A 24275-nucleotide genomic window follows, 5' to 3' on the forward strand; every position below is an offset into this window, starting at 1 on the left:
GAGCTGAACCCTATCATAGATATGTTATCACAAAAAAGGAGTGAATGCAATGGCTTCTGTATCAAGTTTGATGAAAAACAACAGTACCTCCAGCAGTTTGTACGGCAACAAGAATATTATTAGCGGCCTTGCAAGCGGTATGGACACGGAGTCCATGATTGAAAACAGCATTTCGGGATATAAAACGAAGATTACCTCACTGCAGCAGAGGATGACCAAGCTGCAGTGGAAGCAGGATGCATACCGGGGCCTGATTGGCTCTATGAACTCCATTTTGAACAAGTACCTTTCCTATACATCCAATACGAATCTTCTCAGCACCACCTTCTTTAAGAAGGCGGTGAGCACCATCGCCAATGGGGAAAATGCTGCCAAGGTGAATGTGACCGGCAAGAGCACCAGCAGCGTGGCGATTAACGGCATCAAGCAGATGGCCAGCGCCGCCCAGTATAATATCGACGCGAAGCGGCTGGCTGTGAAGGCCTCTGCCAATGAGAAGATCGATTGGAGCGCCGAGTCAGTAGAAGTAAGTAATGTGAGCGGTTCTATCAGTCTGGCCCACGGCAACGGCAACAATACCAAGATGATCACGCTGAACTTCGGGGCGGACGAGATCTTTACCGACGATCCGGATACACCGGTGCTGGATGCGGACGGGAACCCGGAGAAAAACGACGATGGCACAGATAAAGTCATCAAGGGAAAGACTGCCAAAGAGAAGTTTGTGGACGCAATCAACAGCAAGCTGGCGGAAAAGACCATCACCACCAACGGCGGCACCAAGAATGCCTCCGAATTGATCCAGGCCTCCCTGGATGAGAATGGCAATATCCAGTTCACCGAGAAGAAGGGCAACGCCCTGGAACTCTCCTCTGTGAGCGGCGACATGGCCAAGGTGTTCACCAAAAACGGCAATACCATGGAGCAGAACAAGGTTGGCTCCACAGACATGGCTCTGTCCGGCAAGCAAATGGTAGTCACCAAGCTGCTGGGAGAGACTCTGACTGTGAACCTGGACGGAAACTCCAAGACCTTCAACCTGGGCGACGTTATTATGCGCGCGGTCAGTGCGGATCCGGATCGACCCACCGGCGATCCCATGAATATCACTACCGAGAAATTTGCCGAAGAGCTGAACAAGCAGCTGAAAAAGGAATTCGGAGACGGTGTAAGCGTGACTGAGGACGGCAACGGCGGCCTCCAGTTTGAGATCAGCGACAAGCATAGCTCCTTAACGGTGAACACCACCACCGCGGCAGGAAACAAGGCCCTGGGCCTGGGCGAGGGCGGCTACAGCAACACCATGAGCACCAGCTGGACTCTGGAGAAGGTCCTGGGAGACAAGGCGGATAAGCTGTTCAACCTGAAAGACGATGAGGGGAACCCCACGGGCAATGGCGTTCTGACCATTAACGGCACCGATATCATCGTGAATCGGAACGATACAGTGCAGGATGTGCTGGATAAGATCACCAATTCTGCCGCCGGAGTAACCGCAAAGTATTCTGCCTTTACGGGCGAGTTCTCCTTCACCAGCAAGGAGACCGGCGTGGCGAAGCAGATTACCATGGGCGCGGAAGGACACGCGGACGAGACCGGAGCCATGCAGGCCGCCACGGAGGACAATGATATCGCTATGGCATTGTTTGGAGACGTGTCTAAGGCGGCTACAGATGACGACACGGCCACAGCGCGGTACTCTGCGGGCCAGGACGCCATTCTGAACGTCACCGTGAACGGGAAGCGCATGGAGATCCAGCGGTCCAGCAACACCGTAGACCTGGACGGCTACAACGTTACCCTTAAGGGCACCTTCGGCTATGACGAGGACGGCAACGCCATAAAGGATACCGAGGCCATCACCTTCACCACGAAAACTGATTCAGATAAGATTGTGGACGCGGTTAAGGGATTTGTGAACGATTACAACGCGCTGGTAAAGGCGTTGCACAGCGCCTTCCGGACGGAGCCTCTGAAGAACAGCAAAAAGGAAGAGTACCAGCCTTTGACCGATGAAGATAAGAACACCATGAGCGAGAGCGCCATCACCGCCTATGAGAACAAGGCAAAGACGGGGCTGCTCTTTGGGGACAGTGACTTGGCCAGCCTGTATTCCAAACTTACCAACGCGGTACAGGGCTCTGGCGGAATGGGAGCTGCTTTGCGGTCTATTGGCATTAAAGTGGGGTATGAGAAGGAAGGCGGTCTGACCACAATCGATTTGGACGAGGACGCTTTGCGCAGTGCCCTGGAGACGGATCCCGACAAGGTAACCAATGCCTTTACCCAGACGACGTCCAGCGGGGCCTCTGTAAACGGCATGATGGTTAATGTGCGCAGCGTGTTGGAGCAGTATGGTAAGACTTCCATCGGCGACCCGGGTATTCTCGTGAAGAAAGCCGGCACAACTCTTTCCTCGTATTCTCTGAACAACAACGAGTTGAATGACCAGATCGACTCTCTTAACGAGCAGATTGAAAAGTGGCAGGACAAGATGAGCAGTAAGATCGACTATTATACAAATCAGTTTACACAGCTGGAATTGCTCATCAATCAGATGAACTCTCAGAGCTCCATGCTGGCTGGCCTGTCCGGCGGGTACTAATTGAACGTCAATAAAGGCAAGAGAGGTAGTTATGGAGAATAACCCTATCCAGCATTATAAGGAACAGTCCATTAGTACGATGACATCTGGCGAGTTGCTCCTGTTGCTGTATGACGAGCTGGTCAAAAATCTGATGAGATGTGACTTGGCGCTGGATAAGAATGAATTTGAGCTATTGGAAGCCTCGGTAGACAAAAGTCTGGATATTATCCGCTATTTAGACGACACGCTGGACCGTCAGTATGAAATCAGCAGGGAGCTTCATGCTTTGTACGACTATTTTGACTACCAGTTGGCTAGGGTGAAAATAGGCCGGAACAAGGCGGTGCTAGACGATGTGCGCCGCATGGTGATAGAACTGCGGGAAAGTTTTCGTCAAGCGGAGAAGAACTGCGCGGATGAACAGGAGAAAAAATTCCAGGGAGAGTCTACGTAGGGGGTGCTGGATGGACAGCCGTATATTGGATGAGCTCTATTTGAAAGCCAGGCGGCTCTATATCAAGCTGGTAGAGTTTGAAGATATCAGCAGGCAGCTGGCGGAGGCGGTAAACCGCAAGGACGAGGTATCTGTTCAGATGCTGTTGAATATGCGCGCGGAGCCGGCCAATCAGTTGGAGGAGATCCAGCAGGGGCTCCGGCAGCAGGTGTTGGATTTACCGGAGGAGGACGCGATCCGCGCCCGGGAAATTCTAGAGGGCGGAGAGGCGCAGGATGCCAACGAAGCAGCACTATGCGGGCAGGTTTCGCAGAATCGGAGGCTGTTGTTGCGGTGCCAGGAAACAGATAAAAGAATCAGTATGGGACTGGACAGCCGGCGGTCATTCTATTCCAAATACCGGTAAATTTCAAAACGCAATCAGCAAACTACAGAATATAGAAGGAGCGCTGCCGGGAGAAGATTCCAGGCGGCGCTCTTGCTTTCCTGAGAAAGAAACGTTTAGATCTGTCAAAACATCATGGAGAGAAAGGGCATATTTGGGGAAGGAAATGATTTCAGAATAAGGGTGATAGAAAGCGGAGAAGATTACTGCCAGCTGGTAGAGAGCATTTTTAAAAAGGAATGATTTCTCCTCTTGTTGTGGGAGAAAAATGGTGGTATAATGAAGGCGATATCCAGATAGCAAGTCACTATATTATGTGCGGAGGGACGGTTTGAAGCGCCAAATTGGCAAGCTATCCACCTTTATAGAGCTTTATACAGAAGCAAAATGTAAAGGTACATACTTGCAACCAGCCTTTTTGAAAAGTGAATCCCTTTACAGACTAGCTTTCTGGAGAAGAGATCAGCCATATACGCACGCCATCGCCATTACTGGCGGCCGCCTCGTCGAGGATGAACTGGGGATCCCAGAGGGCCAAGCTGTTTTCCCTGCTGTTGGAGTCAGCAATCAAGACTTCACCGGAGGGAGCGGAGCCGTGGAGCACAATAAAGTGTCCGTTAGAGGCGAAATGCCCAGGACCCATTAGGGCTATTGCAAACCCACCGCCGTTGAGATGCTCACGAAGGGCGGCGGCAGTGCATTGCTTGTCAAGAATGCAATCAAGGGAAAAGGCTTTACATGTTTCCTCTACAATGGTCAGATAGGAACCGCTGCCAGAACACCAGTAACCGTGCTCATAGGCCCATTGGGCCATTTGCGCCGGGTCCATTTTCTGGCTGGTCATGCTGGAGATTACAATAGACATCGCGGTGGGCCCGCAGCCGTAGGGACCGATGGTGTCGTAGCCGTAGGGCTTATCCCGCCAGGCCTCGTCAGTCTGATTATAGTAGACACAAGGAATTTTACCGCCTGTCAGAAAAGTGCCGTCATCTTTCTCCAGGAATTCCGTGATGGCGGGAGCCTTGGGGGGAACCTCGGGAATGACGGGAAGCGGAGTTACTTGCGGCGGGTCAGGAAACGGCACGGGCCTTGGGGTGAAGTATTCCCCGGCGGCGCCGACAATCGCTATCACGGCAAAGTCCCGGCGCCGACGAAAGCGCCAGAGGTCCATCTGGGATTTGACTGCTTGGACTGCCTCTACCACAGGCTGCACCACGGGGCCCGTAACTTTTTGGAAGAGTGCCGGGGCAAAATAGGAGCAAAAAGCCAGCTCTGTGCCACAAACACACAAAAAGGCCAGAGCCAGAGCCAGGGCAATGGATTTTCGGTTTCGTTTTGGGGGGCTTTTTCCGGCGGTAGGCCGGAACACGTTGCTGGAACTTTTCAAGTGGTCCTCCAGAATCATGGAAATAGTAGAATTGTACCGCAATTTGATTTGATTATAGCAAAAAAAGAATGCTTTGTAAAGCACCGCAGATGAAGGGGAAGGAGCAATAGCAGCCATGCCAACGATTCGCCTGGAGAATGTTTCGAAACTGTTTAAGGGTTCTAAAAAGACCAATAAGCGATATGAGACGCTTTCTCGAGTAAACTTGGAGATCGAACAGGGAGATTTTGTCTTTTTTGTAGGCAGCAGAGGTGCGGGCAGCAGTACGTTGCTGAACCTTATCTCTGGAGTTTTGCAGCCGGATGAGGGGGCGGTATATCTGGACCAGGTCAATCTGTCCAAATTGAACCGACGGCAGGAGAAAAAGCTGAAATATATTTTCGGCCGGGTGCCGCAGGAATCCGGGCTAGTACGCACTGCCACCATCTACGACAATCTTTGTCCTCCGGGCCGCTTCGCGAAAATGGGCGGGGCGATTACGGACAAGCCGCTGATCAGCAAGGCGCTGGGGCTGGTAGGAATGCCTGACTGCGAGGACAAGTATCCGGCGGAGCTGTCCTCTTCCGAATGCCGAAGGGTAGAGCTGGCAAAGGCCATTGTCTATAGTCCGCCCATCCTGATTCTGGATAAGATAACGGACCGGATGGATGACGACAGCATCTGGGATGTGATGCATCTTTTGGACGAAATGAACCACAGAGGAACCACCATTCTCATGGCCACCCATGCCAAACAGTTTGTAAATATTATGCGCAGGCGGGTGGTTACCCTGGTGGATGGGAGAATCGTGGGAGATGTGCAAAAGGGCAGGTTTGGAGACATTGTTTGAACCGTTATTTCATAAATATCAGAAATATCAGAAAGAAGAAATTTATTGTTTGACAATCTGAATATTGGGGTTTATAATAGGCCTTAGGGAATGCCAAGGGACAATTCTGGCTATTGTTTCCAGCTTGATTTTGTTGACAGCAGGAATCGAATGGCTTATAATTGGTATGGCAGGTTTCCAAGCCGGCTTGAGTGGGAAATTACGGAAACGGCGGAAAACCTCAATCCCCGCCGCGCCCGTTATAAAAAAGAACCAAAGAGAAGGAGGAGCAGTCATGCTCAAAAACATGAAAATCAAGATGAGTCTTATCCTGGGCTTTTCGGTCACTGTTGTGGTAAGCATTGCCATTGTGGTGGCCACGCTGGTGATTATGAACATTCAGTCCAGCAGCTATCAGAGAATCATCGACACTAATGTTCGTGCCAGCACTCTTGTTCGTACCTGCCGCCTGAACGTGAATATGGCCGCCCGCAACCTGCGTGACGTAGCTTTGGCGCCTGATTCGGAGTATGTGTCTACTGCGTCAAAGATCATAAACGAAAAACTCAGCACGCTGGAGAAGGACATTCCGGAGCTGATGGCTCTCCATGCACTGGAGGACGATACCTCTTTGAACAACTACATATCTGAGGTGCAGGTCTGGGGACAAATAGTGCCGGATATTTTAGCTAATGCGACTGGCGGCAATCTGCAGGAGGCTATCCGCCAGTTGCAGGAGGAATGTACTCCGGCGCTGAGCAAGGTAGATGAGGCAGCGGCCGCGCTTCAGGAAGAGATTACTGCCAGCCAAGATGCGATCCTGAAAACGCAGGCGAATACCAGCATGATTTCTATCATCATAATTATTGCGGTGCTGGTGCTGGCAACGATTCTGGTTATGCTTTTAGAGCTGCGTATTATCCGTAACATCATGGCTCCCGTGGAAGAGGCCCGCACAGCCCTGATCGGTTACAGCGAGGGCAAGCTGGACATTCCGGTGAACTTTGAGAGCCAAAACGAGCTGGGTGATATGTGTCAGGCTTTGCGTACTAGCCAGCGGGTGCTGAGCAACGTGATTGCGGATGTGAACCGTCTGCTCAAGGCCATGGCTGAAGGCAACTTCGATATCCGTACGGAGGCGGAGGACGACTATGTGGGCGCGCTCAGCGCGGTGCTTACCTCTATCCGGGGTATCAACCTCAATCTGAGTGACACGCTGACGCAGATCCAATCCTCTTCCGAACAGGTTTCCTCTGGCGCGGATCAGGTTTCCAACAGCGCCCAGACGCTGGCGCAGGGAGCAACCGAGCAGGCTAGCGCTGTGGAAGAGCTCTCCGCAACCATCACGGAGATTGCCCAGGGCGCTGAGGAAGGCGTAGGCCTTGCCAGGGATTCCAGCCAGCTTTCCAACGACGCGAGTGCTCAGATTACAGTATGTAGCGATTTGATGCAGAGCACGGTAGGCGCTATGAACGACATCAAGGCAGCCGCCGAAGAGGTGGGCACCATTATCGACACGATTTCTAACATTGCGTTCCAGACCAATATTCTGGCTTTGAACGCCGCTGTGGAAGCTGCCCGGGCAGGTGTTGCCGGCAAGGGCTTCGCGGTGGTAGCCGATGAGGTCCGTGTGCTGGCCTCCAAGTCTGACGAAGCCAGCCGTGCCACGAAGGAGCGCATTGAGCACGCCATCAACGCCGTACAGAAGGGCAGCTCCTATGTGGCCGATGTTTCTGAGGCGCTGGATAAGACCGTGAGCATGGTAAACGGTGCTGTCGCGAAGATGGGCGATGTGGCGGATGCCAGCGAGCATCAGGCCGAGTCCATTGAGCAGATTCGCGAGGGTATCAGCCAGATTTCCGCCGTTGTGCAGAGCAACTCCGCCACCAGCGAAGAGAGTGCTGCCGCCAGCGAGCAGCTGTCCTCTCAGGCTCAGATTATGGATCAGCTGATGAGCAAGTTCCAGCTACGCAAGGATGGAATTGGCACTCCGGTTACTGTTCCGGTTCGCAACAATGAGGGAAGCTCCAGCGACAGCTTTACCGGTGCAGGCTATGATAAATACTAATTGCCTGACCAGTGCTGAAAGCCGCGGTGTGTAAATAGCAAACGAGATCCGGGCGGCCTATATATCTAGGCCGCCCGTTTTTTTGTAAGGGTAGAGGCTTATGGCTGGAAGGGAAGAGGAGAGGCGTTTGACTAAAAGGCGAGCGCATGAAAGCGCCCGCTGAATCTCCCCGGATATAAGGGAAATCCTAATTGTATGCCTGGGAGAAGCAGGCCTAGGCTGGAAAACCGTAATTGATAAATGAAGAGGTGAGTGCTTTGCCGGAGAGCTTGAAAAAACAGGATGCAGGGACTGTATTCGCGCTGGATATCGGCACCCGAAGCATTATTGGCATGTTGGGCCAGGTGGAAGAGGGCCGCTTTCATGTGGAGGCCATTGAAAAAGAAGAGCACGGCCGCCGTGCCATGTTGGACGGGCAAATTGTGGAAATTGAACAGGTGGCAGCAGTAGCCCAAGAGGTAATCCACCGGTTGGAGAGCAAAACCGGCACTAAGCTCGGCCGGGTCTGTGTGGCGGCGGCAGGCCGGGCATTGAAATCGCAAAGCGCCAGCTTTCGGCTGCAATTTGACGACCTCCGCCGGGCCGACGCGGATGTAATCGGCCAGCTGGAGGCAGGAGCAGTTTCTGAGGCAGAAAAGCGCATTGCGGGAGAGAGCGCTGGTCAGGGCCGGTTTTATATGGTAGGCTATACCGCCCGGCAGTACGTGGTGGACGGCTATCCCATGATGAACCTGTTGGACCACCGGGGGCGGGTTTTTGAGGCGGATGTGGTGTCCACGTTTCTGCCCAGCGGGGTGGTAGAGAGCCTGTATGCTGTTACCAATCGTTTGGGGCTGGAGGTGTCCAGTCTGACACTGGAGCCCATTGCCGCCCTGAATGCCGCGATTCCGTCGGATATCCGTCTGCTGAACCTGGTTCTGGTGGATATCGGCGCGGGAACTTCGGACATTGCGGTGTGCCGGGAGGGCAGCGTGGTGGGATATACCATGGCTACTGTGGCCGGGGACGAGATTACAGAGCTGCTGATGCGCAGCCTGCTGGTAGACTTTAAAACTGGAGAGCGGCTGAAGATGGGGCTGGGTTCTGTGGAGCCTTTACAGTATCCAGACATTTTGGGCGTCAAGCATGAGATCAGCAGTGAGAATTTGTATGACATCCTGCTTCCGGCGGCACAGCGGCTGGCGAAGGAGATCGCGGCCCAGATTATGGAACTGAACGGCGGCGTGCCTTCGGCGGTATTCCTGGCGGGAGGCGGCAGCAAACTGATGGGCCTTACCCAGCTGATTGCCGCTGAGCTGGAGATGAGCGAGGCCCGGGTGGCCTTGGCTGGAAATCATTTTGGCAGCAGCGCCTGGTCTGACGAATACGAACTGAATGATCCGGAGTACGCCACTCCTTTGGGGATTGGCGCCTCGGCGGCCTTGGGCATGATCAATGACAGCTATATGGTGACACTGAACGGATTTCCGGCAAAGCTGTTCCGGAACGGAGCGTTAAGCCTGCGGGACGTGCTGCTGATGAATGGATATCATTATGGGGATATGATGGGCCGTACCGGAGGAAACTTGTCTTTTACGCTGAACGGACAGCGCGAATTTTTCCGGGGCATGCCGGGCGTAGAGTCCAAGATGTCCATTAACGATCGGGAGGCGGAGTTTTCCACTGTCGTACAGGCGGGGGACCGAATCCAGTTTACACCGGCCAAGCCTGGAAAAGCCGCCACTCAGACCTTGTTTCAACTGCTGGGCCAAGATTTTTCTGGAACCGTAATGGTAAACGGCCAGCCGGTAGAGGATTTGGCATATGAAATCCGCCAGGGAGACGCGATTGAGACGGCGGGAGGAAAGATTCCTGCACGGCGCGGGATGGCAAACTCCATGACTAAGCTGGCAAACGTGGAAAAGCTGGCCGGGAAGGAAAGGGCGGATGCTGCGGAAACAGCTACGAAAAAGCCGGAGGAAACAGTTTCTCGTTCTGAAAAGACCGAGGAAGGGCTGCCTGTAGCGCAGGGATTGAAGTTGGCGGAAAAAGAGGAAAAAGAGGCGGTGGAGAAACAGCTTGCTGAGACCGTGGAGCTGGCTGCAAGCAAACCAGAAAACGCGAAACCGGCCTTGCCGCAAAGAATGGCCATAGAGTCAAAGAAGAACTTCCAGCCGCCTGCGAGAGAAGAAAAGCCTGTTCAAAGAGAAAAGGTTTCCCAAAAAGAGCTGGAGGCTCCGGAACAGCTCTCCTTTGGAGGGGGGATGCGGGTGATGCTCAATGGCGAACCCATCCAGCTGAAGCCAAAAGCACAAGGCGGGGATTATTACTTGATGGACCTTTTGGAGCTCTCCGGACTGGATTTCAGCCATTTGGACCGTCCGGTGGATTTGCTGGTAAACGGCGCGGAGGGACAGTTCAGCCAGATTTTGCGCAGAAATGACCAGGTTACCATCAAGTACCGGGAGTAAGCTGACCAGAGTAAGAACTTGTGCCGAATTAGCCGGAAACATAGGCGCGGAATCTTATTGGAGCAAGTTCTAAGCAAAGTAGAAAGAAGGGATACCAATGAAACACAACAGTCTTGCCCTGGGCGCTGTAGTCTTGGCTTTTGGCCTGTCCATGGCGGCCTGCGGCAGCGGGAATGGCGGTTCCTCCTCTTCCCAGACCTTGGCGGAGGGCTCTAGCCCAGCGGTAAATGGAGAGACTTCGGGGAGCTTAATAAGCTCCGAGGGAACTTCTTCGGCCCTAGTGGAAAGCCAGGAAGAGCTGCATATGATGACAGTGGAGGAGACGGTGGACTTTTTTTACCGGCTGAACCCGGAGGATCTGGGCCTTTCCGGCACAGAAATGGCAGAATACCAAATTTATCCCAGCGAAAAAGCGGTGCCTGTGGATAATCTGCCCTGTATGAAGATCATCGTCTATTCGGACGCCTCCGGGAGCAACCAGCCAGAGGGCACGTTCCTGGTGGCCCGAGATGGTACGGCTGTCTACCGGCTGGAAGAGAATGAGGTTACCAGGGTGGAAAAATAAAGACTGAGACAAAGCGCGACAAAAACGGGATAATATTTTGTCTCCTCTTTCCATAGAATGAAGGGACAGCCTGGCAATCGCCTGAAATTCCAGAAAAGTTCCGGTGTTTCTTGGGAAAGAATTCCTGAATATAAAATTCAACGTAGGGCTTGCAGAAAATGCGAAAACGTGTTATACTAAAACGGAATTCCTTTTGGGTAGAGACACTGCCCAGAAGAAACCAAGTTAGGAGGGTTAGCTGTGAACAGCATTACCAATAACAGTATGCGCATGATGGAACGCTCCATGGAGTTTCTTTGGACAAAGCAGGTGGCCATGCTGGACAATATTGCGAATGTGGAGACACCCAACTACAAGCCAAAGCTGGTTACATTTGAGGAAAATTTTCAGGCCCAGCTGGAGGCAGCCGACCACGGTAGGAACAGAGCCAGCAAAAGCTCTATGCGCCAGGCGATTGAGGATGCCAGCGTGAGCATAGAAGAGATTGGGGAAACCACCCGCCGGGATGAAAACGGCGTGAATCTTACAGAGCAGATGACCGAGCTGGTGCGCAACGCTTATCAGCTGCAATATGTGTATCAGAGCCTGACCAGCGATATCAGCGCCCTGCGGACCGCGATCGGGTAAATTTGGCCTGCCCGCTGGAATCGGATAAGTAGAGAAGAATACCGCTAAAACGGGTTCTTTTCGCAGAGTCTTTTTCAGAAAGGAAATGAGTACATAAATGGCTTTTTTAGGGTCAATCAATGTGGTAGGCTCCGGCCTGACGGCGCAGCAGCTGCGGCTGGATGTGATTTCTGAGAATATCACCAATATCAATACCACCCGTACGGAAAACGGAGAAGGACCTTACCGCCGGAAGATGGTAGTCTTTGAGGCGGAGGGCGACCGCAATGGTTTCCGCATGGCTATGGCCAATGCTATGGGTGCTTCTAACCGAGGCAGTGAAAAAGACGGCGGCGTACGCGTGGTGGAAATCATGGAGGATCCCTCAGATTTCCCCATCAGCTATGATCCGGCCCACCCGGATGCCAATGAAGAGGGGTATCTGGAAATGCCCAATGTTATCCTGGTGAAGGAGATTGCCGACGCGATGGCGGCCAGCCAGGCCTATTCCGCCAATGTGACGGCGTTCAACACGCTGAAAACGGTGATTTCCCGGGGATTAGAGCTGGGTAAATAAGAAGTGCTGTGGCTCTTTTCAGCCGCCGCTTGACGGATGATCAGATCGCTTATGTGAAGTTGAAACAGAAAGATCGTAATAGCTTGTGCAGAAAACTGTGGCGGCAAGGCGCTCTGTAGACGCCCTGTGCTTTGCCGTGATGTGGGAAAGGAAGTTTTGCAAGAATGATTACCAGTTCTATTACTCCGCTGTTCCCTATAGAGGGGGCTCAGGCTCCAGAGCAGAAAAGTGCTCTCGGACTGGAGGGCGGCTTTGCCGGTATATTCCAGTCTGCCGTGGACAATGTGAAGGAGACGGACGCGACCAAGACGCAAATGCAGTACCTGATGGCGACAGGCCAGCTGGATAATCCGGCAGCCCTGTCTTTGGCCAGCAGTAAATATGAGCTTTCTGTAAACCTCCTGGTCCAGTTGCGTAACCGGGCGCTGGAGGCTTACAATGAGCTCATGCGCATCAGCCTGTAAAGCCGTGCGTATAGATTACCCACAGCCGGGCTGAGGAGGATACGCAAGTGGAAGACAAAGCGAAAGATATGTGGGCCAAAGTCAAAGACACTGTAGGCGGCTTGAGCAAAACGGTAAAAGCCGCCATTATCGCGGTTATCGTGGTGCTTCTGGTGGGTTTGGCAGTGTGGCTGTCATGGAATTCCAATACAGACTATAAGGAGCTGTTTACCGACCTGAACGCTGAGGACATGAGCTCCATTACCAAATATTTGAGCGATAACGGGATTACGGACATCCTCATCAAGGACGAGGATACCATCATGGTGCCCGCTAGCCAGGAGGCGCAGCTCAGGGCCCAGCTGATCGCGGAGGGCTATCCCAAAAGCGGCACAGACTACTCCCTGTATCTCACCCATATTAGCGCGCTGTCTACCGAATCTGACAGGGCGCAGCTGGCATTATATGAAACCAACAACCGCCTGGCCGCCACGATCCGCTATCTTGAGGGCGTGCAGGACGCGGTGGTGAATATCGCTCCGGGAGAGGACAGGCGTTTCGTGCTGGGCCAGGACGAACCCCTAAATGCTTCCGCCTCCGTGGTGGTTACCATGAAGGACGGGGCCGCCATGAACGCCAAACTGGCGGAGTCTATTCGTGCCATCGTGAGCCACGCGGTAAAGGGTTTGATTATCGACGACGTGGATATTCGGGACAGCCAGGGCAACTCCTTTGACGGTTCTGACAACATGGACGTCAAGACCATTGCGGCCATGAAGCTGGATCTGGAGGACCAGTGGAACAAAAAGCTTCGCCGCCAGGTTTTGGATGTGTTGGAGCCCATGTTCGGCGAAGGGAATGTCTCCGTCTCGGCCAATACTACGGTGGAGATGAGCACCTCATATTCCGAGTCCACCACCTATTCCCAGCCCGATTGGGCGGGAGGCAATACAGGTGGCGAGGGAATCATCGGCAAGAAGGTTTGGTCCGGCAGAGTGGCCAGAGGTGAGGGCAATGCTGGCGGCGTGGTGGGTGCAGCTCCCAACGCCGATCTGAATACTTATGTGCAGGAATACACCCCTACCGGAGACGAGGACGCCCTGGAGGTGAGCGGTGAAACCGAATTTGAAAACAACAAGACGACGACCCAGCAGGAGCGCATCGGCGGATACATAGATGACGTGACCATTGCCGTTAGCATCAACAGCCGGGTGCCCAACACCACCAATCCCCAGGACCTGGTGGCCCATGTGGCTCGTTCGGTAGGCATCAATGCCAATGTGCAGGATCAGAAGATTTCCGTCATCAGCCATGACTTCTACTCGCCGGAGGAGAACCAGCCGGCTGTTACGGAGCCGGTGGCCAATCCTTTGGCGGATATTCCCCTGTGGGTATACCTGGCCCTGCTAGCCGGATTGTTCTTGTTCATGACCGTGTTTCTGGTGTTCGTTTTGCTGGGACGCAGTCACAGCCGGCGCAGGCTTCAGCAGCTGGAGCCTGCGGTAGTAGTTGGTCCAGAGCAGCCTTTGGAGATGGAAGAGAATGAGGAAGCGGTCGAGCCGGCCGGCGCGGATATTATGGATGTACACACTGAGAAGAGCATGGAGTTGCGCAGAAGCGTGCGCGAGCTGGCCGAAAGCAATCCGGAGATTGCGGCTCAGGCGATTAAGACTCTGCTGAGGGGAGATGAAGAGGGCAATGGCGGATAAGGTCAAGGTGGAAAAGCCGAAAAAGGCCAAAAAGGGAGAAGCGGCAGCGCCCCCTCCCCCAGAAGAGGTCGCTGTACCCGAGTTGCCCCCCCAGACATCCCTGATACAGGCCATGAGCGGCGCCCAGAAGGCAGCGGCGGTCATTGTCTCCCTAGGAGTGGATAAGGCCTCCCAGCTGTATCAATATATGGAGCCTGAGGACGTGGAAATGATCACCCTGGAGGTTGCCAAGCTGGGGTATCTGGACGCGGACTCCACCGAAGCGGTGCTCAACGAGTACTACCAAATGTGCATGACCAACAAGGCGGTGACAGAGGGCGGATTGGAGTACGCCCGCACTGTGTTGGAAAAGGCGTTTGGAGCCCAAACAGCCAATGAGCTTCTGGGTAAGGTGACGAAATCCCTGAAGAACCGGGAATTTTCCTTTATGAACAAGGCGGGAGAAAAGGATCTGTTCACCGCCCTACAGAACGAACGGCCCCAGACCATCGCCCTGGTGCTCTCCTATGTAGAGCCGGATAAGGCGGCGGCGGTAATCGCCCAGTTAGAGCCGGATACTCAGATCAAGGTGGTGGAGCGCATTGCCACCATGGACAGCGCTTCTCCCGCGGCGGTGAAGATCATTGAGGCGGAAATGTCCAACAAGTTCGCCAACATCTTCAGCAGCAGCAATATCCAGGTGGGCGGCATCGACTTCGTGGCCGATGTGATGAACAATGTGGACCGGGTCAGCGAGAAGAGCATTTTCGACGGCCTCACCATGTACGACGCTGTGCTGGCCGACGAGATCCGCAAGCGCATGTTCGTGTTCGAGGATATTCTCACCATGGACGACCGTTCGGTGCAGCGCTTTGTGCGGGACTGCGACACCCACGACCTGGTGCTGGCCCTCAAGCCCGCCAGCGCAGAGCTCGCCAACAAGTTGTTCAAGAACATGTCCACCCGTATGGCGGAGTCTATCAAGGACGACCTGGAGATTACCACCAATGTGCGCATGAAGGACGTGGACGAGGCCCAGCAGCGTATTGTGGGACTGATCCGCGATTTGGAGGCCAAGAACGAAATTATTATCCTGAAGGGCGGCAAAGACGACATTATCGCGTGATGGGCGACTGGCAGAGGGCTGGATGTGAATATAGAGCGGAAAAGGGCGGCAATCGCCGGAGGTTGCAATGGATGAGAGCCGCCCCCTATGCTGGGATATTTTCTTTAGAAAGGAGGTTTTCTACATGCCGGGAATTTTTAAGCGGTTACTGAATGTGACTGCGGACAAATATGTGTTTCCGGACGCGGAGGACCTCGCTTTTTCTGAGCCCGAGCCGGAGCCGGAGGAGAGCGTCCAGACGGAGTCTGCGGTGGTGGATCACCTGCGGGAAGAACCGGAGCCGGAGCCTCAAGAGCCTTCACCGGTGGATTTTGCCCAGGTTCAGGCGGAGGCCATTTTGGCCCAGGCAGAGAAAGAGGCAGAGGAGCGAAAGGCCAAGGCTTTGGAGGAGGTTCAGGCCGAGTTGGAACAGCTGCGGAAGGTCGCCAAAGAGGACGGCTACAATATGGGTTTTGCCCAGGGAGTGGCCGAAGGCCGTTTGGAGGCGAAAAAGCAGCTGGAGGAAATGGCTGCGGCCCAAGAGCAGGACGTGCAGAAGTTTTTGAAAGAAGCTGTGCGGTTGCGGGACCGGCTGTTGGAGGACAGCAAGCAGGACTTGAAAGAGTTAGCGCTGGCCATTGCGGAAAAGGTAATTCGCGTGAGCCTGAAAAGCAGCGGGGATATCCTGATCCGTATGATCGAGTCAGCGACGGCGAAGCGCCGCCGGTGCGAATGGGTGCAGGTCTATATCGCAGATTGCGACGCCAGGGCCTCCGCGTCCACAGTGCCAGAACTGGCGGAAGCTCTGTCCAGGCTGTCTGAGCGGGTGCGGGTTATCCCCATGGCGGACGATGAGTCCGGCACATGTATTATTGAAATGCCAGATGAGATTATTGACGCCAGCGTGTCTACCCAACTGGATAATCTGCGGGGCTTGATTTCTAACTCTGAGCCCGATGGCAGCAGATCCGGCTGGCCGGGCTGATAAATGCCGAAACGGTGAATTTATGTTTCAAGATATCATAAAACAGGTGCGGCAGGCCGAAACCATAGGCCACACCGGGAAGATTGAAAATATTGTGGGCATGTCTATTGAAGCCAGCGGCGGCCGGGCTGCGGTAGGGGATATATGCCGCATTTATAGTGGAGAATCCGGCGGACAGGTGCCTGCCGAGGTGGTGGGCTTTAAAAACGACCGGATGCTCTTAATGCCTTATGCGGAAATGACGGGCATTTCTTCTGGAAATTTTGTTCGTAACACGGGCCATCAGCTTCAGCTCAGAGTGGGGCCCTTCCTCAAGGGGCGGATCATCAACGCTCTGGGACAGCCAATTGATGACAAGGGGCCCTTTTCTGGAGGCAATACTTATTTTTTAGGTAGCGAGTACATAAATCCCTTGACAAGGCCGCCCATCCGGGAACGCATGGAGTTTGGAGTGAAGGCCATAGACGGCCTGCTTACCATTGGTAAGGGACAGCGTATGGGGATCTTCGCCGGGTCCGGCGTGGGGAAAAGCACGCTTATGGGGATGATCGCCAAAAACGTCAAGGCGGATATCAACGTGATTGCCCTGGTAGGAGAACGCGGCAGGGAAGTTTTGGAGTTTGTGGAGAAAGACCTGGGCGAGGAGGGCATGGCCCGTTCTGTGCTGGTGGTGGCTACCTCTGACCAGCCGGCTATGCTGCGAAAGAAGTGCCCTACGGTGGCCACAGGCATTGCGGAATATTTCCGGGATCAGGGGCTGGATGTGCTTTTGATGATGGATTCCCTTACCCGATTTGCCATGGCTCAGCGGGAAGTAGGACTCGCGGTGGGTGAGCCCCCAGTGGCCCGAGGCTATACGCCGTCGATTTACGCGGAGCTGCCCAAGCTCTTGGAGCGCAGCGGAAATTTTCAACGGGGTTCTATCACCGGGATTTATACGGTACTGGTGGAGGGAGACGATACCAACGAGCCCATCGCGGATACGGTGCGAGGGATCTTGGACGGACACATTGTGCTGACCCGCAGCCTTGCCGCGGCCAACCACTATCCGGCCATTGACATTGGGGCCAGCATTTCCCGTTTGATGGTAGAGCTGGTAGACGACCGGCATAAGCAGATGGCTTCCCGTCTCCGGGACATTATGAGCACCTATAACCAGAATGCGGATCTGGTATCCATCGGCGCGTACAAGGCCGGGACCAATCCAAAGCTGGACTTTGCATTGACAAAAATCGACAAAATCAACGAGTTTCTCATGCAGGGCACGACAGAGGCCTTTAGCTATGAACAGTGCCTTGAGCAGATGGACCGCATTTTAAGCGGGCGATAGTTGCAAGGAGAGGCCAAATTTGTAGAAGTCTGTGCTTTTTGAAGGAAACGGCATCGCACATTTCCTTCGCATAAAGTATAGGATACCTATGGGGAAGGAGTGGCCGCCATGAAAAAGTTCCGGTTCCAGTTGGATACCGTGTTGCGATATAAGACGCAGATATTGGATATCCGGCTGGCAGAGCACGGCACGGCGTTGGCTCAGGTACGTAAGCAGGAGGGCGTGCTGGAGCAGGCAACCAGGAATCGCGTGGCCTGCGAAGAAGAGTATCGCCAGAAGAAAGCGGAGGGCCTGACAATCGCGGACGCCATGAAGTATGAAACAGGAATTGAAGTGTTGGAGCGTACGGTGCGCCGGGAGGCGGAAAAGCTGAGGGAGCTGCGAAAACTGGAAGAGGAGAAGCGGGCCCGTCTGGTAGAGGCCAAGCAGGAGACACAGTCTCTGGAGAAGCTGAAGGACATCAAACGGGGAGAGTATGACGCGGCGGCGGCGAAGGCCGAAGAAAAAGAGATTGACGACCTGGTAATGGCCAGGCGCTCGGCGGCAAGCCGGGAACAACAGAGCGTATAAGGCCGGGAACCTATAGAATTTGGGGTCAACCGGCATAATATATAGCATATCATTTAGAAGGGAGGTGAACGCGATGAATGTAAATATGTTGATTCAGGGATTGGCGGCTGAGATTGTTCGGGCTGCCCAAAGCGACGCTTTGACTGAGCCGGGCCAGGAGGGCGCGGAGTTTGAGGCGATGCTTCGGGAGCAGAGCAAAGCTGCGGGAACCCAGAAAAAGGATCCAGCTAAGGACCAGAAAACCACCAAGAAAGACGAAGGACAGGAAAAGCAGGAGACGGAAGAGTCCCAGAAAAACAGCACCAAGGGAGAGGGAATTCCAGCGGAGGGCTACGAAGTAGCGGCCGCGATGGTAACTTCTCAGCCCGTGGTGCCGTTTGAGCTTCTTGCCCCCGTGGCTGAGGAGCCTGCGGGAGACGGTGCTGTCATGATGGAGCCCGCCCCGGTGGAAGATATTCTTCAGGAGCAACCTGGGGAAGCCGAAGTGGAGAGCTATCCGGAAGCCCCGGTCACAGAGGGAAACCGACCGCAGGAAGCCTTCCAGGCGGATGCGCCGGTCCGGGAGTTCCAGGCACAGGTTGAGCCGAAAGCCGAGGCAGTGGAGGCCAAGGCCGCCGCGCCCCAGCAGGAGGCGCAGCCGGAGCTGAACGGTCAGCAGGCTGGACTCGCTCAGACAGTGGAGAGCCAAGTGAAAGCCGACACCAAGCCGGAGGGTGAAAAGGATACCCAGACGGCGGACGTGTGGCAGCAAAGCCAGCCGGTGTTCCATCAGGTGAATGCCGCGCCGGTGAAGGTGGCGGAAAACTACCAGCCTGCGGAGCCCCAGGAGACGGAGGTCCTCACCCAGGTGCGGGACCAACTGAGCCAGGCGCTTCAGCAGGGAGAGTCCATGGTGGAATTCCAGATGGAGCCCGCCAATTTGGGCAAGGTGCTGGTGGAGATCACCCGGGGCGCGGACGGTTCGCTGGCTGTTATGCTGACGGCCGCTACCGAGAAAACGGCCAGCATCCTGCAAAGGCATAGCGCCAACCTGCAGGAGTTGATGAACATCCACACTCAAAGCCCGGTGCAGGTGGAGGTGCAGCAGCCCAGAGAGCAGGAGCACAGTAGCCAATTCTTGAATCCGGACGGGCATAACCAGCACCAGGAACAGCACAAGCAGCAGCAAAGCCGCAGGCATCAGAACAACACCACTGACTTTTTACAGCAGCTGCGGCTGGGCCTCATTGGCCTGGAAGAGAAATAAAACCCTCTGAAAGAACCCAAAAATCTAGATAGAAAGGAGAGAGGCACATGAATGCGACAGCATCCATGATGGACGTAAACAACCGCCAGAACCTGGAGACAGGCGCGGTGAAAAAGGCCACCCAGAGCACCAACAAGAAGGCCGGCAGCGAACTGGACATGACAGATTTTTTGACGTTAATGGTGGCCATGTTCCAGAACCAGGATATTGACAACGCGGCTTCAACCACCGACATGATGAATCAGATGGTGCAGATGTCCGTGGTGCAGGCGATTACGAGCATCAGCACGCTGATCGACGATTCCACAGTGTTGACCTATGCGGCTTCTCTGGTGGGCAAGGAGGTTACCATCGGCGAATATAACGGCAAAGAGCTCAAAGAGATTGTGGGCACTGTCACCGGCACCGGCACCCTGAACGGACAGCAGGTGGTATTTATTGGCGACAAGAGCTACTATCTCAGCGACATTATGGCCGTTGGCCGTCTGCCTGCCAAGGAGGACCTGAAAGAGCCCGGCGCAGATGAATCCGAGGGTACGGAAGGCGTTGGAGGTACAGAAGGAGCAGAAGGCGGCGCAGAGGAGAATGGCGGCTCTGAGTCCGGTGGCACAGAAGGTACGGAAGGCACAGAAAACACCCAGCGGGTGTAACGGAGGGCGAGGGGTATGATAAACCGCGTACAGGGCGTTGGGGCCGTAGGTCCCCAGCAAAGTCAAAAAGCCCAGAACGCCCCCTCCAAGGCCAGCTTCGGCCAGATGCTGGAGCAGGTACGGCAGGAAAAGTCAGGGATCAATTTCTCTAAGCACGCCATGAGCCGCGCTGAGGAGAGAGGGATCGAGCTGACCCCCGCGCTGATGGAGCAGCTGGCGGGGTCCGTGGAAAAAGCCCAGGAGAAGGGCGCGAAAAACATCCTGGCGTTTAACGCCACCCAGGCTTTCATCATCAACGTTCCCTACGGGCGGGTGATTACCACCATGAACCAGGACGAGATGAAAGAGAACGTTTTTACCAATATTGACGGCGCGGTGCTTCTCTAGCGGGTCCCGAAAGGGGCGCTAGAGCCGCGGGCCCGAATGGTCCGCGGCTGACGTGCCGGGAGAAAAGGAGAATGTAACGAAATGACAGGTGCAATGTATGCGGCCGTAGCTGGTTTGAGAGCCCATATGAGCGCGCTGAATGTAATCGGCCAGAACATTTCCAACGTGAACACCAACGCCTACAAGGCTACCCGGTACACGTTTTTGGAGGCCCTTTATACCACAGTGCGGGGCGGCAGTAACGGCTCGGCTCTTTTGGGCGGCAAGAACCCCGCCCAGAACGGCTACGGCTCTTCCATCGGTACGATCGACCTGGATATGAGCACGAAAAACTACACCCCCACAGGCAGAGCCACCGACGTGATGATCGACGGCGACGGCATGCTGATTGTGGGCGACAAGACGGCCACCTTCGGCAAGAACGGCACAAATAAGCTGTCGGATATGTTCCTCACCCGCCTGGGCAACCTGGAGTTTGACAACCAGGGCTATCTGGTGGACGGCCAGGGCCAGGTGGTGTACGGCTTCCTCTCTGTAAAGAATCCCATCTATGAGGCGCAGATGGGAGATCCCACCAAGCTGCCTCCACGTCTGGACGCCAACCCGGCCCCGACGATCACGGCTGGAAACTACTATCTGGACAAGGACGGTCAATTGGTGCAGGTCACCGACGTGGACGCCACCACAGGCGCCTATAAGGTCAAGGTGATCGACGAGTACACCCCGGCCCCCACCCTCACCGCCATCCGACTGCCCATGATGGCCAGTCTGGTGGAGGAGGACATCAAGGACGCCAATGGCAATGTGACGGGTAAGAAAACCGTCACCAAGCTGGGCGACGCCCTGTATCCCACCTACGACAAGACAACCGGCGAAGTCAAGGACGTGGACGACCCCACCAAGTGCGAGGGCCGGCGCTGCAAGGTGGACAGCATCAGCATCGACGAGAACACCGGCCGGATCACCTGCACCACCAGTTCTGGTCAGGCCATTGTGGTGGGCACCATCGCCATCGCCAAGGTGGATAACCCCAACGGCCTGACCCATGTGGACGGCCACTACTACAAGGCCCTGGACGGCGCGGGAGACGTGAGCCTGACTTCCGTCGGCTTCTCCGTGAAGAACACTGACGACCCGGAGAGCCCCTTCTACGATCCGGCTGCCACCACCCACGACATGACCGGGGCGGAGGAGAGGATTATTTCCAGCGGCACCACCAAGCTCATCAGCGGCGGACTGGAGAGCAGCGGCACCGACCTGGCCAGCGAGATCAGCAATATGATTATGATCCAGCGCGGCTACCAGGCCAACACCCGCATCGTCACCGTAACCGACAGCATGCTGGAAGAGCTGGTGAACATGAAGCGCTAAATCCCGGTAATGTAGATTAGAACGGCTGCGCTTTCACTAAAGGCGCTGTTTTGGCGGCTGGAGCGCGTCCAGACTGGGAATTTGATTCAATCCAGAGCACAAAAGCCCGAATTGCACTTCAAAGCATTTGCTTTTCAGAGTTCCCAAGAAGAAAGAATGCCGCGCCCGGGGGAGGCGAGGGGCCTTCCCCAGGGCGGGCTGTATTTAAGAGGAGACGAGCGTCATGATCATGCTGACAAAGACCAGCGGAGAAAGATTTCTGGTAAACCACCTGCAAATTGAATGCATTGAGCTGATACCCGAAACCAAGATTGTGATGATGAACCGGGACTTCTATCTGGTTCAGGAGACGGTTCAGGATATCATCAGCCGCATCGGGGACTACAATGCCAAGGTGCAGGATATCCACCGGGAAATCTCCGTGAACGACAACCCCAAGCCCGGGCCTGCCGGGCGGACCTCGACCCAGCGACCTGGCTATCGGAGATAGTAAGGCCGAGAATTTCAAAATGAAGGTGAAGGACCTATGAACATTAGCTATATCATCGGCCTTGTGCTGGCTATTGCGGTTTTGATACTGGGCATGGCCGGGGGATTTCCCCCCTATACTTGGTCGCAGCTGGGCAACTTTATTGACGGCGCCAGCGTCATGATCACCATCGGCTGTTCCATCGCCATCGTGCTGGCCAGCTTCCCGCTAAAGACATTCCTAAGCATTCCAAAGCACTTTGCTGTGATGCTGAAAAACGTGAAGCAGAAGCCCGAATACATCATCGACCAGCTGGTGGACCTGGCCCAAATCGCCCGTAAGGACGGCCTGCTGGCCCTGGAGGAAAAGGCCAACGAGCAGGAGGATCCCTTCTTCAAGCAGGCGATCATGCTGATTGTGGACGCCAACGACCCCGACCGTGTGCGGGCCACCCTGGAAAATGACATTGAGTGCATGTCTGACCGGCACAGCGCTGCGGCGGCCATGTATGACAAGGCCTCAGCGGTTTCTCCGGCGTTTGGCATGGTGGGCACCCTGATCGGCTTGATCAACATGCTGAAAACCATGGACCCCACAGAGGGTTCCAGCAATATCGGTGCCCAGATGAGCGTGGCGTTGATTACAACCCTATACGGCTGCATCCTGGCCCATATGGTGTTCGGCCCCGTTGCCAACAACCTGCGCATCCGGGACTCGGAAGAGGTGCTGAACAAGATGATCATCGTGGAGGGCATCACCTGTATCCAGGCCGGCGAAAACCCCAAGCTGCTGCGGGAAAAGCTGCTCACCTTTGTGGCTCAGAAGCAGAGGGAGAAGTTAGCTGACGGTTCCGGGAAGGGCGGCGGAGAATAATTCTCCAATGGAAAACACCTGGGAAATATAGCAGCACTTTCCTTGCAAAAGACGCAGGATGCTCTTGACGTAAGGGGAAGAAATTTGGTATAATGATTCAATGCCGGAGGTTGGCTTTTCTCAAAGGCAGGCGAAGCGGAGGCTGCTACCCGAACTTTTAGGGTATCGCTTCGCAGGGCATGGGCGCGCCCATATCCGGCGAAGCGGTATTCGCCGGCGCGGAAAGCGGGATAATTTCCCAAAGCTTAGGCATATGAAAAAGAGTTTCTAAGGAATGGAGGCGCGACATGAAAAAGAAAAGCGGAGGCGGAGAAGGCGGCGCAAACTGGATGGATACATATGGCGACATGGTTACGCTGCTTCTGTGCTTTTTCGTCTTGCTATACTCCATGTCCACCATAGACGAGGAGAAGTGGAAACAGGTGGCGATGAGCTTTAACCCCAACGCACTGTCAACCCCCACCGATCCAGGGTTAGGTACGTCCAGCGGGCCTTTTCAGGAGGAAAACGAGAATAATCCCGGCGTTGCGGACCCCTCGGACCTTCTGGAGCAGGCCATGAAGGAAAAAGAAAAAGAGCAGCAGACCATTGACAGCAATATTGAAAAGCTCTACCAACAGATGAAGGAGTACCTGGACCAGAGGGATCTTGGCAAGAATGTGGAGATTACCAAGGGTGACGGGGGCATCTATCTCTCTTTCGCGGACGCGGTGTTTTTTGCCGGAGATAGCTATTTTCTGCTTAATGAGGGACAGGAGCTTTTGCGGGGCATCGCCCCTATGCTGACAGAGGCGAAGGATTCCATTGATGAGATCCGAATTATGGGCCATACCGCCCAGGCTTATGACCATCCTAATATTGTAGAGGACGACCGTATGTTAGCCTCTGAACGGGCTGCCCAGGTGACTGCGTTTTTGCAGGAGAACTGCCAGGTTGACCCGGCCAGACTGGTGAGTCAGGGCTACGGCCAGCACCGGCCTGTGGCGGAAAATGACGATGTAAACCGCTGGAAGAACCGCCGGGTGGAGATGGTGATCACTGGCAAGGATCTGATGGATAAGTTGGGCGACGCCCTGGAGCAGTACACCACCCTTCGGGAGGACGGCCCCGGCAAGACCAGCGATGTTTACGCCACGCCCGAGCCGGCGGAAGGCTCCAGCAGCTCCGAGGGCACAGACGGCAACCAGAGTTCAAGTAGTTCCAGCGCTGCGAGCGGCGGGGATAATTCCGGCAGCCCGGCAGAATCCAGCGGCGAAGGCCAGGAGGGTTAG

General features: G+C 54.8%; 23 protein-coding genes. 22 read left to right on the plus strand and 1 reads right to left on the minus strand.

What is annotated here, in order from left to right; all coding sequences use genetic code 11:
• The first annotated feature begins 49 nt into the window (after nucleotides 1-49).
• The 3 genes from fliD to D7X94_RS00990 are packed head-to-tail and all read left to right on the plus strand — an operon-like array spanning nucleotide 50 to nucleotide 3447.
• Nucleotides 50-2605, plus strand: coding sequence for a flagellar filament capping protein FliD (gene fliD, locus D7X94_RS00980; RefSeq protein WP_120425817.1), 2556 nt, complete (start codon nucleotides 50-52; stop codon nucleotides 2603-2605).
• A gap of 31 nt (nucleotides 2606-2636) precedes the next feature.
• Entirely contained in the window at nucleotides 2637-3041 is a 405-nt protein-coding gene (gene fliS, locus D7X94_RS00985) for a flagellar export chaperone FliS (RefSeq protein ID WP_120425818.1), read from the plus strand.
• Between the two features lie 10 nt (nucleotides 3042-3051).
• A complete protein-coding gene (locus D7X94_RS00990) occupies nucleotides 3052-3447 on the plus strand; it encodes a hypothetical protein (RefSeq protein ID WP_120425819.1) in 396 nt (131 codons plus the stop codon).
• A gap of 421 nt (nucleotides 3448-3868) precedes the next feature.
• On the opposite strand, the gene D7X94_RS00995 is transcribed toward D7X94_RS00990, so the two are convergent.
• Entirely contained in the window at nucleotides 3869-4813 is a 945-nt protein-coding gene (locus D7X94_RS00995) for a C39 family peptidase (protein ID WP_158590839.1), read from the minus strand.
• A 115-nt stretch (nucleotides 4814-4928) separates the two neighbouring features.
• Between D7X94_RS00995 and D7X94_RS01000 the strand changes: the two genes are divergently transcribed.
• From D7X94_RS01000 to D7X94_RS01090, 19 genes are all read left to right on the plus strand, one after another.
• Entirely contained in the window at nucleotides 4929-5642 is a 714-nt protein-coding gene (locus D7X94_RS01000) for a cell division ATP-binding protein FtsE (protein WP_120425821.1), read from the plus strand.
• 274 nt (nucleotides 5643-5916) lie between these two features.
• Nucleotides 5917-7689 carry a methyl-accepting chemotaxis protein gene (locus D7X94_RS01005; RefSeq protein WP_158590840.1) on the plus strand — a complete coding sequence of 591 codons (1773 nt, stop codon included), beginning with the start codon at nucleotides 5917-5919 and terminating at the stop codon, nucleotides 7687-7689.
• A 233-nt stretch (nucleotides 7690-7922) separates the two neighbouring features.
• On the plus strand, nucleotides 7923-10139 hold the full coding sequence (locus D7X94_RS01010; protein WP_147401635.1) for a cell division protein FtsA: 2217 nt from the start codon (nucleotides 7923-7925) through the stop codon (nucleotides 10137-10139).
• 97 nt (nucleotides 10140-10236) lie between these two features.
• A complete protein-coding gene (locus D7X94_RS01015) occupies nucleotides 10237-10704 on the plus strand; it encodes a hypothetical protein (RefSeq protein WP_120425824.1) in 468 nt (155 codons plus the stop codon).
• 240 nt (nucleotides 10705-10944) lie between these two features.
• Nucleotides 10945-11331 (plus strand): flagellar basal body rod protein FlgB, encoded by a 387-nt coding sequence (flgB, locus tag D7X94_RS01020; protein WP_120425825.1) that lies wholly within the window; start codon nucleotides 10945-10947, stop codon nucleotides 11329-11331.
• 97 nt (nucleotides 11332-11428) lie between these two features.
• Complete coding sequence (gene flgC, locus D7X94_RS01025) at nucleotides 11429-11887, plus strand: flagellar basal body rod protein FlgC (protein WP_120425826.1); 459 nt, start codon at nucleotides 11429-11431, stop codon at nucleotides 11885-11887.
• 164 nt (nucleotides 11888-12051) lie between these two features.
• The gene (locus D7X94_RS01030) at nucleotides 12052-12351 is read left to right on the plus strand and encodes a flagellar hook-basal body complex protein FliE (protein WP_120425827.1); all 300 of its coding nucleotides are present in this window, start codon (nucleotides 12052-12054) and stop codon (nucleotides 12349-12351) included.
• Between the two features lie 47 nt (nucleotides 12352-12398).
• On the plus strand, nucleotides 12399-14039 hold the full coding sequence (gene fliF / locus D7X94_RS01035) for a flagellar basal-body MS-ring/collar protein FliF (protein WP_120425828.1): 1641 nt from the start codon (nucleotides 12399-12401) through the stop codon (nucleotides 14037-14039).
• Complete coding sequence (gene fliG / locus D7X94_RS01040; RefSeq protein WP_120425829.1) at nucleotides 14029-15144, plus strand: flagellar motor switch protein FliG; 1116 nt, start codon at nucleotides 14029-14031, stop codon at nucleotides 15142-15144. Before fliF ends, fliG begins: the two co-directional genes overlap by 11 nt.
• A 124-nt stretch (nucleotides 15145-15268) precedes the next feature.
• The gene (locus D7X94_RS01045) at nucleotides 15269-16108 is read left to right on the plus strand and encodes a FliH/SctL family protein (RefSeq protein ID WP_147401636.1); all 840 of its coding nucleotides are present in this window, start codon (nucleotides 15269-15271) and stop codon (nucleotides 16106-16108) included.
• 22 nt (nucleotides 16109-16130) lie between these two features.
• Nucleotides 16131-17438, plus strand: a complete 1308-nt coding sequence (gene fliI / locus D7X94_RS01050) for a flagellar protein export ATPase FliI (RefSeq protein WP_120425831.1) — start codon at nucleotides 16131-16133, stop codon at nucleotides 17436-17438.
• A gap of 108 nt (nucleotides 17439-17546) precedes the next feature.
• The gene (fliJ, locus tag D7X94_RS01055) at nucleotides 17547-18008 is read left to right on the plus strand and encodes a flagellar export protein FliJ (RefSeq protein ID WP_120425832.1); all 462 of its coding nucleotides are present in this window, start codon (nucleotides 17547-17549) and stop codon (nucleotides 18006-18008) included.
• Nucleotides 18009-18081: 73 nt separating this feature from the next.
• Entirely contained in the window at nucleotides 18082-19254 is a 1173-nt protein-coding gene (locus D7X94_RS01060) for a flagellar hook-length control protein FliK (RefSeq protein ID WP_120425833.1), read from the plus strand.
• A gap of 47 nt (nucleotides 19255-19301) precedes the next feature.
• Nucleotides 19302-19904: a flagellar hook capping FlgD N-terminal domain-containing protein gene (locus tag D7X94_RS01065; protein WP_120425834.1), complete on the plus strand. Its 603-nt coding sequence runs from the start codon at nucleotides 19302-19304 to the stop codon at nucleotides 19902-19904.
• A 15-nt stretch (nucleotides 19905-19919) separates the two neighbouring features.
• The gene (locus tag D7X94_RS01070; RefSeq protein ID WP_120425835.1) at nucleotides 19920-20291 is read left to right on the plus strand and encodes a TIGR02530 family flagellar biosynthesis protein; all 372 of its coding nucleotides are present in this window, start codon (nucleotides 19920-19922) and stop codon (nucleotides 20289-20291) included.
• An 81-nt stretch (nucleotides 20292-20372) separates the two neighbouring features.
• On the plus strand, nucleotides 20373-21662 hold the full coding sequence (locus D7X94_RS01075) for a flagellar hook-basal body complex protein (RefSeq protein WP_120425836.1): 1290 nt from the start codon (nucleotides 20373-20375) through the stop codon (nucleotides 21660-21662).
• 223 nt (nucleotides 21663-21885) lie between these two features.
• Complete coding sequence (locus D7X94_RS01080; protein WP_120425837.1) at nucleotides 21886-22152, plus strand: flagellar FlbD family protein; 267 nt, start codon at nucleotides 21886-21888, stop codon at nucleotides 22150-22152.
• 36 nt (nucleotides 22153-22188) lie between these two features.
• Nucleotides 22189-23004, plus strand: a complete 816-nt coding sequence (locus D7X94_RS01085; protein ID WP_120425838.1) for a motility protein A — start codon at nucleotides 22189-22191, stop codon at nucleotides 23002-23004.
• 287 nt (nucleotides 23005-23291) lie between these two features.
• Nucleotides 23292-24275: an OmpA/MotB family protein gene (locus tag D7X94_RS01090; protein WP_120425839.1), complete on the plus strand. Its 984-nt coding sequence runs from the start codon at nucleotides 23292-23294 to the stop codon at nucleotides 24273-24275.

It is taken from the genome of Acutalibacter sp. 1XD8-33 (assembly GCF_003612555.1).
In the GTDB taxonomy this organism is placed as follows: domain Bacteria; phylum Bacillota; class Clostridia; order Oscillospirales; family Acutalibacteraceae; genus Acutalibacter.